The sequence below is a fragment of the Micromonospora sp. WMMB482 genome (assembly GCF_019038635.1).
Classification (GTDB): Bacteria; Actinomycetota; Actinomycetes; order Mycobacteriales; family Micromonosporaceae; genus Micromonospora; species Micromonospora marina.
This window is the reverse complement of the sequence record NZ_JAHOPD010000020.1, coordinates 3,805,037-3,820,517: the sequence shown is the minus strand read 5'-3', so window position 1 is coordinate 3,820,517 and position 15,481 is coordinate 3,805,037. Positions and strand designations below refer to the sequence as shown.

Below are 15,481 nucleotides of genomic sequence, written 5' to 3'. Positions count from 1 at the left end.
GGTTCAGGGCAGCGTCACGGTGAGCGTCACCGGGAGGTGGTCACTGGCCTCGGTGCGCGGCGCGTGTACCTCGCCCGCGGTCAGGCCCGGTGAGACGAAGACGTGGTCGATCTGGGTGCGCGGATCGTCGGCCGGGCTGGTTCGCAGTGGCCGGGCCGCAGCCAGCGCGTCCACCAGGCCCGTGCGGGTGAACTCGGCGAACGCCGGGTCGTCCGGCTCGGTGTTCAGGTCGCCGCCGAGCACCAGTGGACGGCCGTTCGCGTACCGCCGGGCGAACGCGGCCACCTCACCCGCCTGCTCGACCGGATCCCGGCCGGGCGGCGGTTGCAGGTGCGTGGCCACCACCGCCAGTTCCCGGCCGCCGAGGTCGAGCGTGACGCCGAGGGCCTGCGCCCCGGTCGGCGCGCCGTGCGCGGTCAGCCGCCGGGTCTGCCCGGAGCGCATCGGGAACCGGCTGAGCACCGCGTCGCCCCAGACCGGGTCGGCGGCGGGCGCGAACACGTACGGCATCTCCAGCCGCCCGGCCAGCAGCGCCAGCGTGTCGTGGCCGCCGTTGAGCCACCAGCCCCGGTCGACCTCGCTCAGCAGCACCACGTCCGCGCCGCGCAGCTCCCGCGCCACGGCGTCCAGGTCCAGCCGGCCGTCCAGGCCGAACCCCATCCGGATGTTGTACGCCGCCACCCGTACCGTCGCCGTGGCGGTCGTGGCCCGGGCGTTCGTGGCCGGCACGTGCAGCACGGCGGCGAGCCCGGCCAGGGCGGTCAGGCCCGCCAGGGCAGCGACCCGGACCGGGGCGGGCAGCACCGGCCCGGGTGACGCCGCGCCGGACGGCGCCGGGCCGGGGGCCGCCGGGGCGGGCCGGAGAGGCGCGGTAGCGGCCACCAGAGCCATCAGGACGGCCGTGGCGACCGGAGCCCAGCCGTTGGGGTACCCCAGGTCGTAGGCGGCGTAGTAGGCCACCGTGGCCACCGCGAACACCAGCATCCCGAGCGCCGCCGCCCGGCCGCGCCGCGCCCCCGCCCGCCCGTCGTCGTCGGCCCGGTCGTCAGTCGCGGCGGCTTGGTCGTCAGTCGCGGCGGCCCGGTCGCCGCCGGCGGCCGTGTCGGTGAGCGCCAGGCAGCCGCCGAGCCCGACGGCGGTGAGCAGGTACGCCGGCACGAGACGCCCGGTCACGAACAGCACCGACCCGGCGAGCAGCGCCGACGGCCACAGCAGCCGGGCCAGGCGCACCGGCACCCGGAACAACGCCGCCGCGAGGAACAGCAGCACCGCGAGGGCGCCCAGCGGGGATCCGCCGGCCGGGCGGGCGAGGCCGGGGAAGCCGGGCGATCCGGTGCCGGCGGCGGCGCTCCAGATCGCCGGGGCGAGCGCCACCTGACCGGCGAGCAGCAGCGCCGGTCCGCACAGCAACCAGGCCCGGCGTCCCGGCGTGCGCGTCCGGCGCAAACCGGCGTCGCCGTCGCCCGCCACATCGGCGGTGCGCCAGTTGCCCGCCGCCACGGCTGGGCGACCGCTGCCCGCCGTGGAGGCGGAGCGCCCGTCATCCGCCGTCGAGGGAGACCGCCCTCGCCCGTGTGCGGCCGCCGACGTCGCCAGAAACCCCAGCGCCAGCAGGGCGCTCAGCGTCCACCCCAGCACGCCGCCGCGCCACACCAGATCCTCGGTGCCGAGCAGGGCGTGCCCGACCGCGTTCCCGGCCAGGCCGAGCGCCAGCCCGGCGACCGGCCGGGGCACCGAGGCGGCGACGGCGGCGAGCCAGATCAGGCCGGCGAGCAGCCCGGCGCACGCCGACCAGAGCTGGGCCGGGCCGCCGGGTTGCGCGGTGAGCGCCAGCCGGGCCACCGCCAGCACACCGGCGGCGGCGAGTCCGACCGGGGCGGCGCCGACGCGGCGTACGAGCGTGGGCGCGGCGAGGGCGAGCACGAACCAGCCGAGCGCGAACGCGCCGAGCAGCTCGGCGGGCGTCTCGGCGGCCCGGCCGAACAGGGTGATGACCGACGGCAGCCAGACCCGCAACACGTCCAGCAGGACCGCGACACCGAGCGCGAGCGTGAGGGTGGAGAGGTGACGGTGCCGCACGGGCGCCTCTTCTCGTGACCGACGGGGGTTTTCGGCACGGCGATTCTGCGGGGCGCGACGGCGGGCGGTCAACGCGTACCCATGCGAAAGGGCGCCCACCGCGAACGGTGGGCGCCCTTTCGTGGGCCGTCCGGTCAGCGCCGGGTGGCGGCCTTCTTGGCCGGCGCCTTCTTCGCGGGCGCCTTCTTCGCCGCCGTGGTCTTCTTCGCCGCGGTGGACTTCGCCGCGGTCGTCTTCTTGGCGGTGGTGGTCTTCTTCGCCGCGGCGGACTTCGCCGCGGTCGTCTTCTTCGCCGCCGTGGTCTTGGTCGCGGCGGCCTTCTTCGCCGGCGCGGCCTTCTTGGTCGCGGTGGTCTTGGTGGCCTTCGCCGCCGTGGTCTTCTTGGCGGCGGCGGTGGTCCGGCCGCCGGTGGCCTTGGCGGCCCCGGTGGTCTTCTTCGCGGCGGCGGTGTCCTTGGGCACCTTGCCGCTGGCCACCATCTCCTTGAAGCCCGCGCCCGCACGGAACGTCGGGACGGAGGTCTTCTTGACCTTCACCGCCTCGCCGGTCCGCGGATTGCGCGCTGTTCGGGCTCCCCGGACGCGCTTCTCGAACGCTCCGAAACCGGTGATCGCCACCTTCTCGCCCTTGGTGACCGCCGCCTGGACCTCAGCGAGAACCGCGTCGAGCGCGGCCGTCGCCGTCTTCCGGTCCCCCAGGCGAACGGCGAGCGCCTCGATGAGCTCGGCCTTGTTCACGACTTCCTCCCGATTGTGCAACTGACTCGACGCGAGCCATTCTGCGCGCACGGTATGCCCTGTGCTGCCTGGACACAAACATTCGGTGGAAAAAAGCCCTTGTGTCGCAACGGATTCGCCCCCACCGGATGCATCCGGTGGGGGCGAATGGCGCTGGAGATCAGGCGATCGAGGGCAGGAACGCCGGCCGGCCGGCCTCGTACGCGCCGATCTCGGCCTCGTGCCGGAGGGTGAGTCCAATGTCGTCCAAGCCCTCCATCAGCCGCCAACGGCTGTGGTCGTCCAGCGGGAACGCCCAGGTGGCGTCACCGGCGTGGACCTGCCGGGCGGCGAGGTCGACGGTGATCGGCGTGGTCGGCTCGGATTCCACGAGATCCCACAGTTCTTCCACGGCTTTCAATTCCAGCTCGACCGGAAGGAGACCCTCCTTGAGCGCGTTGCCACGGAAGATGTCGCCGAAGCGAGGCGAGATGACGGCCCGGAAGCCCCAGTCCCGCAGCGCCCAGACGGCGTGCTCCCGGGAGGATCCGGTGCCGAGCTCGGGGCCGGCGATCAGAATCGACGCACCCGAATGGACGGGATCGTTGAGGACGAATGACGGATCCTCCCGCCACGCGTTGAACAGACCGTCCGCGAACCCGGTCCGGGTCACCCGCTTGAGGTACACGGCGGGGATGATCTGGTCGGTGTCCACGTTGGATCGGCGCAGCGGCACGGCCGTGCCGGTGTGAGTGGTGAACTTGTCCATCTGTCGCTGCCCTTCTACAGGTCGGCGGGGGCGGCCAGCCGACCGGCCACGGCGGTGGCGGCGGCGACCGGCGGGGACACCAGGTGGGTACGCCCGCCCCGGCCCTGGCGGCCCTCGAAGTTGCGGTTGGAGGTCGAGGCGGAGCGCTCGCCGGGCTTCAGCGTGTCCGGGTTCATGCCCAGGCACATGGAGCAGCCGGCGAAGCGCCACTCGGCGCCCGCGTCGGTGAAGGCCTTGTCCAGCCCTTCGATCTCGGCGGCCTCGCGGACGGCGGCGGAGCCGGGGACCACGAGCATGCGTACGCCGTCGGCGACCCGGCGCCCGCGCAGCACCTCGGCGGCGGCCCGCAGGTCCTCCAGCCGGCCGTTGGTGCACGAGCCGACGAACACCACGTCCACGGCGAGGTCGCGCAGCGGGGTGCCCGGGGTGAGGTCCATGTACTCCAGCGCCCGGCGGGCGGCGACCCGCTCCGGCTCGGTGACGAACTCCTCCGGGTCCGGCACGGTGGCGCCCAGCGGCACGCCCTGCCCGGGGTTGGTGCCCCAGGTGACGAACGGCGTGATCCGGCTCGCGTCCAGCGTGACCTCGGTGTCGAAGGTCGCGCCCTCGTCGGTGGGCAGCGTCCGCCAGTACTCCAGCGCCGCGTCCCAGTCGTCGCCCTGGGGCGCGTTGGGCCGCCCCTTCAGGTACGCGAACGTGGTCTCGTCCGGCGCGATCATGCCGGCCTTGGCGCCCCACTCGATGGACATGTTCGCGATCGTCATCCGCCCCTCCATCGAGAGATCGCGGATCGCCTCGCCCCGGTACTCGACGATGTGACCGCGCCCCCCGCCGGTGCCGACCTGCGCGATGAGCGCGAGCACCAGGTCCTTGGCGGTGACGCCGGGCGCCAGCTCGCCGACGACGTTCACCGCCATGGTCTTCGGGCGGGCCTGCGGCAGCGTCTGCGTGGCCAGCACGTGTTCGACCTCACTGGTGCCGATGCCGAACGCCAGCGCCCCGAACGCGCCGTGGGTGGCGGTGTGCGAGTCCCCGCACACGATCGTCATGCCGGGCTGGGTGAGGCCGAGCTGCGGGCCGATGACGTGCACGATGCCCTGGTTCTCGTCGCCCAGCGGGTGCAGGCGGACACCGAACTCGGCGCAGTTGCGACGCAGCGTCTCGATCTGGGTGCGGGAGGTGGGGTCCGCGATCGTGAGCAGGTCGCCGCGCCGGGAACGGAAGGCCGGGTCGTCGTACCCGGTCGGGGTGTTGTGGTCCTCGGTCGCGATCGTCAGGTCGGTACGGCGCACCCCGCGCCCGGCCAGGCGCAGCCCGTCGAACGCCTGCGGGCTGGTCACCTCGTGCAGCAGGTGCAGGTCGATGAAGAGCAGGTCGGGCTCGCCGTCGGCGGAGCGGACCACGTGCGCGTCCCAGACCTTCTCGGCCAGGGTTCTCGGTCGAGTGACTCCCACCATCTGGACATCCTAAATTCTGGGAGGTAAATTTCGGCTTGTGGGACACAGTATGAGCGGTGTCGGCGTTCTCGACAAGGCGGTGGTCATCCTGGCCGCCTGTGTCGACGGCGCCAGCCTGGCCGAACTCGTTGAACGCACCAAGCTGCCCCGGGCCACCGCGCACCGGCTGGCACAGGCGCTGGAGATCCACCGGATGCTCGTCCGGGACACCCAGGGGCGCTGGCGCCCGGGTCCACGCCTGGGCGAGCTGGCCAACGCGGCCCCGGACGTGCTCCTGACCGCCGCCGAGCCGCTGCTCGCCGCGCTACGGGACGCCACCGGCGAAAGCGCCCAGCTCTACCTGCGCCGCGCCGACGAGCGGATCTGCGTGGCCGCCGCCGAGCGCGCCAGCGGCCTGCGGGACACCGTCCCGGTCGGCTCGGTGCTGCCGATGACCGCCGGATCGGCGGCGCAGATCCTGCTCGCCTGGGAGCCGCCGGAGGCGGTCATGCCGCTGCTCCCCCGCTCCAAGTTCACCGGCCGCACGCTGGCCGAGGTGCGGCGGCGCGGCTGGGCGCAGAGCGTCGCCGAGCGGGAGGCGGGTGTGGCGAGCGTCTCGGCGCCGATCCGCGACCGCACCGGGCGGGTGATCGCCGCGATCAGCATCTCCGGCCCGATCGAGCGCCTCGGCCGCCGCCCCGGCGAACGCCACGCCATGGCCGTCGTCCGGGCCGGCCAGCGCCTCTCCGGCCTCTGACGCCCACCCCCCGCCTCCCCCTCCCTCCCCCTCCCACCCACTCCCTCCCACCCGCCCGCCCGCCCACCAGGTCGATCATGAAGTTGGCGGCAGTCAGGGAGATCGAAAACGCCGCCAACTTCATGATCAACGTGGCGGGCCGGGGGCCGGGGGCCGAGGGCGGGAGGGGGCAGGTGGGATGCGGAACGGCCCGCCTCGCGGGACGCGAGACGGGCCGTTCGTGGGTTGTAGCCCCGACCGGATTCGAACCGGCGCTACCGCCTTGAGAGGGCGGCGTCCTGGGCCGCTAGACGACGGGGCCAGGCACTTTTCGTGCTTCACCACCCTGCCGGGCGGTGTGACAGTAGTCTAGCGGCATCCCGTCCGGCACCACGAGGGGGGTCATCCCCTGCGCACGTGGGCCGGACAGCAGGAAGCCCGCCCCGGAAAACGGGACGGGCTGTCGGTGCTGTAGCCCCGACCGGATTCGAACCGGCGCTACCGCCTTGAGAGGGCGGCGTCCTGGGCCGCTAGACGACGGGGCCAGAACCTTCGTTGCACTCCGCCAGCGTGAACTGCCGGAATCCAGCGTCCGAGGGTTCTCGCGAACCCGCGGCTGCGCTGGGGTACCAGGACTCGAACCTAGACTAACTGAACCAGAATCAGTCGGGCTGCCAATTACCCCATACCCCATTGGCCCCTTGCGGCGCCGGGAATGAACTTTACCCTCCCGGTGCCGACAGGCCAAATCCAACCCCTCGAAACCCACCTGACCAGCGGAAACGAGGCATCGGAGCGAATCAGGCGACAGGCACCACCGGGTTGCTCAGCTCCCCGATCCCCTGGATCCGCACGGTGACCGTATCCCCCTCGGTGAGCGGACTAACCCCCGCCGGAGTGCCGGTCAGGACCACGTCGCCGGGCAGCAGCGTCATCACGTGCGAGATGTACGACACCAGGCCGGGCACGTCGAAGACCATGTCCTTGGTCCGGCCGAGCTGGCGTACCTCCATCTCCTCCGGGTCGCGGCCCACCTCACACCGGATCTCCAGGTCGCTGACGTCGAGCCCGGTGGTGATCCACGGCCCGATCGGGCAGAACGAGTCGAAGCCCTTGGCGCGGGTCCACTGCCCGTCGGAGCGCTGGAGATCCCGCGCGGTGACGTCGTTGGCGCAGGTGTAGCCGAGGATGGCCCGCTCGGCGGCGGCCCGGTCGGCCCGGCGGGCGCCCGGGGCGCCGATCACCACCGCGAGTTCCGCCTCGTGCTCGACCTGCTTGGAGAAGATCGGCAGCCGGATGGCGTCGCGCGGGCCGATCACCGAGGTGGACGGCTTGAGGAAGAGCAGCGGCTCCTTCGGCACCTCGCTGCCGTGCTCGGCGGCGTGTTCGGCGTAGTTACGGCCGACACAGACCACCTTGCTGGGCAGGATCGGCGACAGCAGCCGGACGTCGGAGAGCGCCCAGCGGGCGCCGGAGAACTGGATCTGCCCGAACGGGTGGCCCTCGATCTCGGCGATGGTCAGGCCCTGCGGCCCGGCCTCCGGCTCGCCCTCGACGACCCCGAACGACATTCCCTTGGCATGAGCGAAACGAGCGATACGCACCCGGCCAATCTATCCCCGCCCGCGGGCCGCCCGGCGGACACCGGCCGGGCCGCGCGCCGCCCCCTCGCCGGCGGCCGGCGGCACCGGACCGGCAAGAGCCGCCCAGGGTACGCGTGATCGCGCCGGGCGGGGCGGGAATCGCGGCTTCGTACCCGCCCGGCGGGCCCCGGCCCATAGCTTCGGGTCCGGAGGTTCGTTGGTATGCCTGCATCGAGACGACACCAGAGGGCCCTGGCAGTGTTCGTGAACTGCCTCGGCGTCATCGCCGCCGTACCGGCGCTGTCCCCGGCGGCACCCCGCGCGGAAGCCGCCCCCGCCCGTCCGGCCCCACCACCGGCGGTCATCCCCGGTGCCGCGGCCACCCCGATCCCGACCGGCGTGCCGGCGGTGCCCCCGGCGGTGCCGACCACCGGCCCGGCCCCGGTCCGGCCGTCGATGCCCCCGGTCAGCGTGGCGGTGGGCGCGTCGGGCACACCGGCGCCGGGCTACCGGATCGAGGTCCGCAACGCCGGCTCGGCACCCGTCGACACGATGGTCCGGCAGGAGCTGCCGAACGGGTCACGGGCCACCACGGTGACCGGCGGTGGCCGGACCAGCCGGCCGGCCGGGGCGAGCGCCGGTGAGGTGACCTGGCGGCTGCGGCTGCCGGCGAAGAGCACCACCACGCTGCACACGGCGTTGTCGGTCCCCGGCCCGGGCCGCTCGGTGACCGCGCCCACCTGCGTCTACGGCTCGGACGGCACCCGCCCGATCGACTGCGCCACGGCGACCTGGGTGGGCGCCGCTACGGCCCCGGCGGCGCAGGTCACCGCCGCCCCGGCCTGGCGGCGGCCGCCGGTGCTGCTCGGCGCGTTCACGGCGCTGCTCGTGGTCACCGCCGGTGTGGTGTGGTGGGCGGTGTGGCGCCGCCGCCGGCGCACGGCCGCGGGAAGCGCCTCGACGCCCACCGGTACGCCCGGCGGCGGCGCCGTGCACACCGGTGTCCCCGAAGGCGGCGTGCCCGGCGCCGGCATGCCGCGCGGAGCCGGGCACGGCCAGGGCGGCCCTGGCCACGGCATACCGGGCCGAAGCGGGCCGGTTGAGCGCGGCACCGTCTATCCGCGTACGGCCGTGCCGTCGCCCGCGAGCCGTCGTCGCCGGCCGCCGGTCTGGCTCGTGGTCGGCGTGGCGGCGGCGGTGCTCGCCGGTGTGGTGGGGGTGGCGGCCTGGTCGGCCACGCAGCGGGTGGCCGCGATCGACACCGCCAAGCAGCCGACGAGCGGCGCGTGGGTGGGCAGCAGCGTCACCGGCGCGCTGGGCCAGCCGCTGCGCGAGACCGCGTTCGAGTTCACCGTCTACCGGGTGAGCTGCGGCGCCGCCGTCCTGCCACCGGCGCCCGGCGGCGGCCGGCCGTGCCTGGCCACGGTCGGGGTGCGCAACCTCACCAACGAGGACCAGACCTGGCACGGGCAGTTGCAGCGGGCGTACCTGCCCAGCGGCAACTGGGTCGCCGCCGACGAGGACGCGACCCGGGTGGCGAACCTGGGCCGGGACGTCTTCTCCCAGCCGGTGGCCGCCGGGCGGCGGGTGCTGCTGCCGCTGGTGTTCACCATGCGCGGCGACGAGCCGCCGGAACGGTTGGAGCTGCGCAGCGGCGTCTTCTCGGCGGGCGTGCGGGTGGACGTGGCGTGAACCGGGCGGGGGCGGCGGTCGTACCCTGGGGTGTGTGACCGCCGCCCTCGCTCCCGCGCTCGACCTGGCCGACTGGCAGGCGCGCCGGCAGGCCCACGAGGCGCGGGTGGACGCCTGGCTGACGCCGCACCTGGCCCGCCGCCGCACCGGGGTGAAGCACCCGGTGGAGGACTTCCTGTTCACCTACTACTCGCACCGCCCGGCGCAGCTGCGCCGCTGGCACCCGGGTGCGGGCGTGGTGCTGCGCGACGCCGACCCGGGCGATTTCGGCCCGGACTACACCGCGAGCACCGCCGGGCTCGCCCTCGACACCGATCGGGTACGCGCGCGGCGCGCCGAGTCGATCGCCTGGATCCGTACGCTGCTCGCGGCGACCGCCGGACGTCCGGCGCAGTTCGGCTGTTTCGGCATGCACGAGTGGGCGATGGTCTACCGGCAGACGCAGGAGCAGGTACGGCACAACGCCTGGCCGTTGCGGCTGAGCCCGGCGGCGACGGCGGCGGTGGTCGAGGAGCGCGGCGTGCGGTGCAGCCACTTCGACGCGTTCCGGTTCTTCACCGCGCCGGCCCGGCCGCTGAACGTGCTCCAGCCCACCCGGGAGGGCCAGCACGCGCTGGAGCAGCCGGGCTGCCTGCACGCCAACATGGATCTCTACAAGTGGGCGTACAAGCTGTCGCCGCTGGTGCCGTCGGAGCTGGTGGCGGACTGCTTCGCGCTCGCCCGGGAGATCCGGGCGCTGGACATGCGGGCCAGTCCGTACGACCTGGCGGACCTGGGCTACCCGCCGGTGCCTGTGGAGACGCCGGAGGGCCGGGCCGAGTACGCCGCCGCCCAGCGCGGGTTCGCGGAGCGGGCCGCCGGGTTGCGCGCCCGGCTGCTGGCGGCGCTGGACCGGGCCGTGCCGGCCGACCGACGCTGAGCGCCGGGCCGCCCTCGGCTCAACCCTCCGGGTGCCCCCGATGCCGGTTCCACTCCGGGGCGAGGATCGACATGACAGTGGCGTCCACCCAGTCGTCGCCGTCGCGCAGCACCTGGCGCAGCGTCCCCTCCGTGACGAAGCCCACCTTCTCGTAGGCGCGCCGGGCACGCGGGTTGAACGCGAACACCTCCAGGCCGATGCGGTGCAGGCCGAGCTGCTCGAAGCCGTACCCGACGATCAGCCGGACCGCCTCGGTGCCGAGGCCGCGGTCGCGGCCGCGGGGCCCGATCAGCGTGCGGAAGTTGCAGCTCGCGTTGGCCCGGTCCCACTCGTTGAGGACCACCTCGCCGACGCAGGCGCCGCCGGCCCGGTCCACCACCGCGAGGTCGAGCCGGTCGTCCTGGCTGTTGCGGGTGCCGTACCAGGCCCGCAGGCGGGACGGCTCGAACGTCTCGCCTGCCGGGCTGCCGGTCAGCCGGGCCACCTCCGGGTCGGCCAGGATCTCGGCCAGCGCCGGCAGGTCGTCGTCGTGGAACGGGCGCAGCACCACCCGCTCGCCGGTGAGGGTGGGCTTGACGGAGAAGTCGATCACGGGGCGAAATTCTCCGGGCGGCGCGCTCGGCGGCTCAACGGGTTTTCGGTCAGTCGCCGTCCACCCGGCGGTCGCGTTTGCGCTGGGACTGACGCTTCTTCTCGGCCAGGCGACGCTCCTTGGCGCCCCGGGAGGGGCGGGTCGCCCGGCGCGGCTTCGGCGGCGGGGCGACGGCTTCGCGCAGCAGCGCGGCCATCCGCTCGCGGGCCGCCTCCCGGTTGGCCAGCTGGGCGCGGTGCTCGCTGGCGGTGACCGTCAGCACGCCGCCGACCAGGCGGCCGGCGAGCCGGGCCAGCGCCCGTTCCCGCAGCGTCTCCGGCACGCTCGGCGAGCCGCCCAGGTCGAAGCTCAGCTCCACCCGGGAGTCGGTGGTGTTGACTCCCTGGCCACCCGGCCCCGACGAACGGGAGAACCGTTCCCGCAGCTCGGCGGCGGGCACCACGAGCCGATCGGTGACCCGCAGTCCGTCGTCCACTCTCCGAGGCTAGCGCCCGGCGCGGTTACTCGGGGTGGGGGTGGCCCCCGGGGTGGGATCGGCTCGTTCCTCGTCGCCGCCGGACGCCGCGTAGGCGGCCGCGCCGACGAGCAGCAGGGCGATCACCGCGAGCTTGACGGCCACGCCCCGAATCGCGAGCCAGGCGTTGCGCCGGGCACCGGGGACGCTGGTCCGGATGGTCCGGTAGTCCGTCCAGCCGCGTTTCGCACGTGCGTAGGAGGCGCCGACACCGGCGCCGATGATCAGGCCCACCACGAGGAGGGCCGCAACGACAGCTTGCTCCACCTCCGCCAGTATTCATACTCAGCGTAATATTTCTATGCCCCAATGATCCCACGCCGGATATCCGACACTTCGCACCGTTCTTGCGGCTCCTGTGCAGGTCAGCGCCGGATCAGCTCCGCGGGGGCGACCGCGCCCGGCGGCTCAGCCGCCCTTGCCGATGATGGTGTCGGCGGTCTGCTGGACCTGGTCGATCGGGATGGCGAAGCCGATGCCGATCGAGCCGTTGCCGTCGATGGTCGCGATCGCTGTGTTCACGCCGACCACCTCACCGCGCGCGTTCACCAGCGGACCACCGGAGTTGCCCGGGTTGATGGAGGCGTCGGTCTGCACCGCTGTGTGCCGGCCGTTGCCGATCCGTACCTGCCGGTTGAGCGCGCTGACGATGCCCGCGGTGACCGTCCCGGCGAGCCCGAGCGGCGACCCGACCGCGAGCACCGGCTCCCCCACCCTCGTGGAGTTCGCCTTGGCCAGCGGCAACGGCGGCAACCCGGCCGACGCGGGCACCTTCAGCACGGCGAGGTCGCTGGCCGGTTCCCGGCCCACCACCTCGGCCGGGAACCGCCGCCCGTCCGAGGTCTCCACCATGACCGCGCCGGAACCGCCCCGGGCCAGGATGTGGTCGTTGGTGACGATGTGCTGCTCGTTGTCGATGGCGAACCCGGAGCCGGACGCGGACGCGCCGGAGCGGCCCCCGACCAACACCGAGACCACCCCGGGCACCGTCTTGCCGGCGGCGGTGACCAGCTCGGCCGGCACCGGCGCGGCAGACGCCGCTTCCGGTCCCGGCGCGCCCCGGTCGGCCGCCCAGGTGCCGGCCGCCGCGCCGGAGACGGTGGAGAGCGCCACCACCGCCGCCACGCTCAGCAGCCGGTGCCGCAGGCTCTGCCGCCCGGCTTCCGGCCCACCGCCGGGTACGTCCCGGTGACCGCGCCCGTCCGGGTCCAGCTCCGGCGAGACGAACCACGGTCCGCGTGGCTCGCCGAGTCCGGTCTGCACTGCCATTCCTGGCTCCTCACATGTCGTGCGGTAGTGGTGGGCGGATCAGGGCAGCCGGGAGAACCACCGCAGCGAGCCGGCCGCGGCGCCCATCGCCAGGACCAGCCCGAGGCCGATGAAGCGGGCCGAGACGTCCTGCCGCTCGGTGCGGTAGCCGACCGAGGTGCCGATGTCCTCGTAGACGTCCTTCAGCTCGGCGGTGGTGGACGCCTCGTGGAAGCCGCCGCCGGTCTGCTCGGCGACCGCCCGCAGCGTCTGGCCGTCCACCGGCACCTGGATCGCCCGGCCGCCCCGGTCGACCGAGCCGCCGGGTGTGCCGAACGAGATGGTGTGTACCGGCACCTTCGCGGCGACCGCCTGGTCGGCGGCCTCCATCGGGTCCATGCCGGAGGTGTTCGCGCCGTCGGACAGGATGATGATCCGGGCCGGCGGCGGATCCTTGGCGGCGGTGGCGTCCAGGCTCTTGACCGCGCCCAGAGAGGTGCTGATCGCCTCGCCGATGGCGGTGCCCTGCACGCCGGTGATGCCCTCGGCCAGCCGCCCGATGCCGTCGTGCAGGGCCTCCCGGTCGGTGCTCGGCGGCACCAGCACGGCCGCGCTGCCGGCGAACGCGACCAGGCCGACGTTGAACTCGTCCGGCAGCCCGTCGGCGAACCGCCGGCCCGCCTCCTTGGCCGCGGTCAGCCGGTCCGGGTCCACGTCCCCGGCGAGCATCGAGGTGGAGACGTCCACCGCGACCATCACCGTGGCCCGCTCCCGGGGCACCCGCACCTCCGCCTCGGGCCGGGCGAACCCGACCACGAGCAACGCCAGCATGGCGAGGAACAGGCCCGCCGGGACGTGCCGCCGCCAGGCCGGCCGCCGCGGGGCGACGCGATCGAGCAGGCGCAGGTTGGTGAAACGCACCGCGTACCGGCTCTGCCGCCGTTGCAGCACCAGATAGCCGGCGACCAGCGCGACGACGGCGAGCAGCAGCCAGAGGCGGGCGGGTGACTGCCAGGTCATGCGACACCTCCGCGGGCCGCGGCCGGCACGGTGGCCAGCCGGCGCTGCTCGTGCACGTACCGGACGACGTCCGCGCACCAGTCCCGGTCGGTGCGCAGCGCCAGGTGGGTCGCGCCGGCCCGGCGCAGTGTGCGGCGTACCTGGTCGCGCTGCTCGGCGGCGGCGCGCGCGTACCGCTCGCGCAGGGCCGGGTCGCCGGTCCACACCTCACGGTGCCGGCCGCTCTCCGGGTCGACGAGCGTGACCAGGCCGACGTCCGGCAGTTCCAGCTCGCGCGGGTCGGTCACCTCGACCGCGAGCACCTGGTGCCGTACCGCGAGGCGGCGCAGCGCGGCGGCCCACGGCGGCGGCGCGGCGTCCGGGTCGTCGGGCAGTTCGTCGAGGAAGTCGGAGACGATCACCACGAGCCCGCGCCGGGTGGCGACGCGCTGAAGCCCGTCCAGCCCGTCGGCCAGGCCCGGCGCCGCGTCCCGCGGGCCCGCGCCGGTCGCGCCCGGGCCGCCGGGGTCCGGCAGGTCTGCGGTACGCGGGGCGCCGAGCAGCGCGCGGAGCAGCCCGAGCAGATGGGTACGCCCGCTGCGGGCCGGGAACCGGCGCAGCCCGTCCGGGGTGAGCACCTGGGCGCCGAGCCGGTTGCCGACTCCGGCGGTGAGGAAGCCGACAGCCGCCACGGCGGCCACCGCCAGTTCCCGTTTGTCCAGCGTGGACGTGCCGTACTCCATGCTGGGGCTGGCGTCGACGAGCAGCCAGGTGGTCAGTTCCCGGTCGGCGTCGACCTCGCGGACGTGCGGGACGGTGGTCCGGGCGGTGACCGCCCAGTCCATCCGGCGTACCTCGTCCTCGCCGGGGCGGTACTCGCGGCTGCCGGCCGCCTCGCTGCCGGGACCGGGCAGCAGGCCGCGGTACCGGCCGTGCAGCAGGCCGTCGAGCCGTCGGGTCACGGTCAGCTCCAGCCGGCGCAGCCGCTGGTCCGGGGCGAGATCGGCGAGCCCGGGTTCGGCTGCGCCGGTCATGCCGCCGCCAGGTCGTTCACCGTCTCCGTGGGCCCGTTCACCAGCCGGGGCGGCGGCACCGCTTCGATCACGCGGCGCACCACGTCCTCGCCGGAGATCCCGTCGGCGATCGCGTCGAAGGAGAGCACGAGCCGGTGGGCCAGCACGTCCACCGCCAGTTCCCGGATGTCCTCGGGGAGCACGTAGTCCCGGCCGTGGATGAGCGCCTGGGCGCGGGCGGCGGCCACGAGGCCGAGCGTGGCCCGGGGGCTGGCCCCGTACGCCAGCAGGGGCGCGACGTCGGGCAGGCCGAAGCGCTCCGGGTCGCGGGTGGCGAGGATGAGGCGGACCACGTACTCGGCCAGCGCGTGGTGGACGAACACGTCTCTGGCGCGGCGCTGGAGTTCGCGCAGCCGGTTCGGGTCGAGCACGGTGTGCGCGGCGGGGCGCTCGGTGCTCATCCGGTAGAGGATGGCCAGCTCGTCGGCGTCGCTCGGGTAGTCGACCACGACCTTCATCAGGAAGCGGTCGCGCTGCGCCTCGGGGAGCTGGTAGACGCCCTCGGACTCGATCGGGTTCTGGGTGGCCAGGACGAGGAACGGGTCCGGTACCGGCCAGCTCCGGCCGGCGATGGAGACCTGCCGCTCGGCCATCGCCTCGAGCAGCGCCGACTGCACCTTGGCCGGAGCCCGGTTGATCTCGTCGGCGAGCACCAGGTTCGCCATGATCGGCCCCAGCTCCACGTCGAACTGCTCGGTGGAGGCGCGGTAGATGCGGGTGCCGACGATGTCGGAGGGGACCAGGTCGGGGGTGAACTGGATCCGGGAGAACGTGCCACCGACCACTGTGGCAAGTGTCTGCGCCGCCAGCGTCTTGGCGACCCCCGGTACGCCCTCCAGCAGGCAGTGCCCGTCGGCGATCAGGGCGGTGAGCAGGCGGTCGACGAGCCGATCCTGCCCGACGATCACGCGTTTGACCTCGACGAGGGTCTGTTCCAGCTCGACGCCGCTCGCGTCGGCGTCGACCGGGCTGAGCACGCTGGCCGGGGTGTCCGAGATGTCCGTCACGGTGCTTGCTTCCCGTGCCGGACCGGCGACAAACGTCGGATTATCGGCCCCTGGGGGGTGGTCGGCGGGCCGCACCGGCAGCATCTCCCCGGCCGGGCGGGAACGGCACGAAGCGGCG

The 15,481-nt window shown here is 74.2% G+C and carries 15 protein-coding genes and 3 tRNA genes; 3 read left to right on the top strand and 15 right to left on the bottom strand.

Going from position 1 to position 15,481, the window contains the following annotated elements:
• Positions 1-3: 3 nt before the first annotated feature.
• The 4 genes from KSK32_RS19220 to leuC form a co-directional block, all read right to left on the bottom strand.
• Positions 4-2,079 carry an endonuclease/exonuclease/phosphatase family protein gene (locus tag KSK32_RS19220; RefSeq protein WP_216932453.1) on the bottom strand — a complete coding sequence of 692 codons (2,076 nt, stop codon included), beginning with the start codon at positions 2,077-2,079 and terminating at the stop codon, positions 4-6.
• A gap of 134 nt (positions 2,080-2,213) precedes the next feature.
• Positions 2,214-2,816: an HU family DNA-binding protein gene (locus KSK32_RS19215; RefSeq protein WP_018786283.1), complete on the bottom strand. Its 603-nt coding sequence runs from the start codon at positions 2,814-2,816 to the stop codon at positions 2,214-2,216.
• A gap of 160 nt (positions 2,817-2,976) precedes the next feature.
• Positions 2,977-3,564 carry a 3-isopropylmalate dehydratase small subunit gene (leuD, locus tag KSK32_RS19210; RefSeq protein ID WP_216932452.1) on the bottom strand — a complete coding sequence of 196 codons (588 nt, stop codon included), beginning with the start codon at positions 3,562-3,564 and terminating at the stop codon, positions 2,977-2,979.
• A 14-nt stretch (positions 3,565-3,578) separates the two neighbouring features.
• On the bottom strand, positions 3,579-5,021 hold the full coding sequence (gene leuC / locus KSK32_RS19205) for a 3-isopropylmalate dehydratase large subunit (protein WP_216932451.1): 1,443 nt from the start codon (positions 5,019-5,021) through the stop codon (positions 3,579-3,581).
• 49 nt (positions 5,022-5,070) lie between these two features.
• Between leuC and KSK32_RS19200 the strand changes: the two genes are divergently transcribed.
• Positions 5,071-5,757 carry an IclR family transcriptional regulator gene (locus tag KSK32_RS19200; RefSeq protein WP_013284529.1) on the top strand — a complete coding sequence of 229 codons (687 nt, stop codon included), beginning with the start codon at positions 5,071-5,073 and terminating at the stop codon, positions 5,755-5,757.
• A gap of 228 nt (positions 5,758-5,985) precedes the next feature.
• On the opposite strand, the gene KSK32_RS19195 is transcribed toward KSK32_RS19200, so the two are convergent.
• From KSK32_RS19195 to KSK32_RS19180, 4 genes are all read right to left on the bottom strand, one after another.
• Positions 5,986-6,058, bottom strand: a tRNA-Glu gene (locus KSK32_RS19195).
• 150 nt (positions 6,059-6,208) lie between these two features.
• A tRNA-Glu gene (locus KSK32_RS19190) sits at positions 6,209-6,281 on the bottom strand.
• Positions 6,282-6,357: 76 nt separating this feature from the next.
• Positions 6,358-6,429: transfer RNA gene (locus tag KSK32_RS19185), tRNA-Gln, on the bottom strand.
• Positions 6,430-6,536: 107 nt separating this feature from the next.
• Positions 6,537-7,340 (bottom strand): fumarylacetoacetate hydrolase family protein, encoded by an 804-nt coding sequence (locus KSK32_RS19180; protein ID WP_216932450.1) that lies wholly within the window; start codon positions 7,338-7,340, stop codon positions 6,537-6,539.
• A 201-nt stretch (positions 7,341-7,541) separates the two neighbouring features.
• Between KSK32_RS19180 and KSK32_RS19175 the strand changes: the two genes are divergently transcribed.
• Complete coding sequence (locus tag KSK32_RS19175; RefSeq protein WP_216932449.1) at positions 7,542-9,011, top strand: hypothetical protein; 1,470 nt, start codon at positions 7,542-7,544, stop codon at positions 9,009-9,011.
• A gap of 34 nt (positions 9,012-9,045) precedes the next feature.
• Complete coding sequence (locus KSK32_RS19170; RefSeq protein ID WP_216932448.1) at positions 9,046-9,930, top strand: 3-methyladenine DNA glycosylase; 885 nt, start codon at positions 9,046-9,048, stop codon at positions 9,928-9,930.
• A gap of 19 nt (positions 9,931-9,949) precedes the next feature.
• Here the strand turns inward: KSK32_RS19170 and KSK32_RS19165 are convergent, their stop codons facing one another.
• The 7 genes from KSK32_RS19165 to KSK32_RS19135 form a co-directional block, all read right to left on the bottom strand.
• On the bottom strand, positions 9,950-10,522 hold the full coding sequence (locus tag KSK32_RS19165) for a GNAT family N-acetyltransferase (protein WP_216932447.1): 573 nt from the start codon (positions 10,520-10,522) through the stop codon (positions 9,950-9,952).
• A gap of 49 nt (positions 10,523-10,571) precedes the next feature.
• Entirely contained in the window at positions 10,572-10,997 is a 426-nt protein-coding gene (arfB, locus tag KSK32_RS19160; RefSeq protein WP_216932446.1) for an alternative ribosome rescue aminoacyl-tRNA hydrolase ArfB, read from the bottom strand.
• A 9-nt stretch (positions 10,998-11,006) separates the two neighbouring features.
• Positions 11,007-11,303, bottom strand: a complete 297-nt coding sequence (locus KSK32_RS19155; protein WP_216932445.1) for a hypothetical protein — start codon at positions 11,301-11,303, stop codon at positions 11,007-11,009.
• Positions 11,304-11,444: 141 nt separating this feature from the next.
• Positions 11,445-12,305 carry a S1C family serine protease gene (locus KSK32_RS19150; RefSeq protein WP_216932444.1) on the bottom strand — a complete coding sequence of 287 codons (861 nt, stop codon included), beginning with the start codon at positions 12,303-12,305 and terminating at the stop codon, positions 11,445-11,447.
• Positions 12,306-12,344: 39 nt separating this feature from the next.
• The gene (locus KSK32_RS19145; protein ID WP_216932443.1) at positions 12,345-13,304 is read right to left on the bottom strand and encodes a VWA domain-containing protein; all 960 of its coding nucleotides are present in this window, start codon (positions 13,302-13,304) and stop codon (positions 12,345-12,347) included.
• Complete coding sequence (locus tag KSK32_RS19140) at positions 13,301-14,317, bottom strand: DUF58 domain-containing protein (protein WP_216932442.1); 1,017 nt, start codon at positions 14,315-14,317, stop codon at positions 13,301-13,303. Before KSK32_RS19140 ends, KSK32_RS19145 begins: the two co-directional genes overlap by 4 nt.
• On the bottom strand, positions 14,314-15,363 hold the full coding sequence (locus KSK32_RS19135) for a MoxR family ATPase (protein WP_216932441.1): 1,050 nt from the start codon (positions 15,361-15,363) through the stop codon (positions 14,314-14,316). The genes KSK32_RS19140 and KSK32_RS19135 overlap by 4 nt, the downstream gene beginning before the upstream one ends.
• Positions 15,364-15,481: the final 118 nt, after the last annotated feature.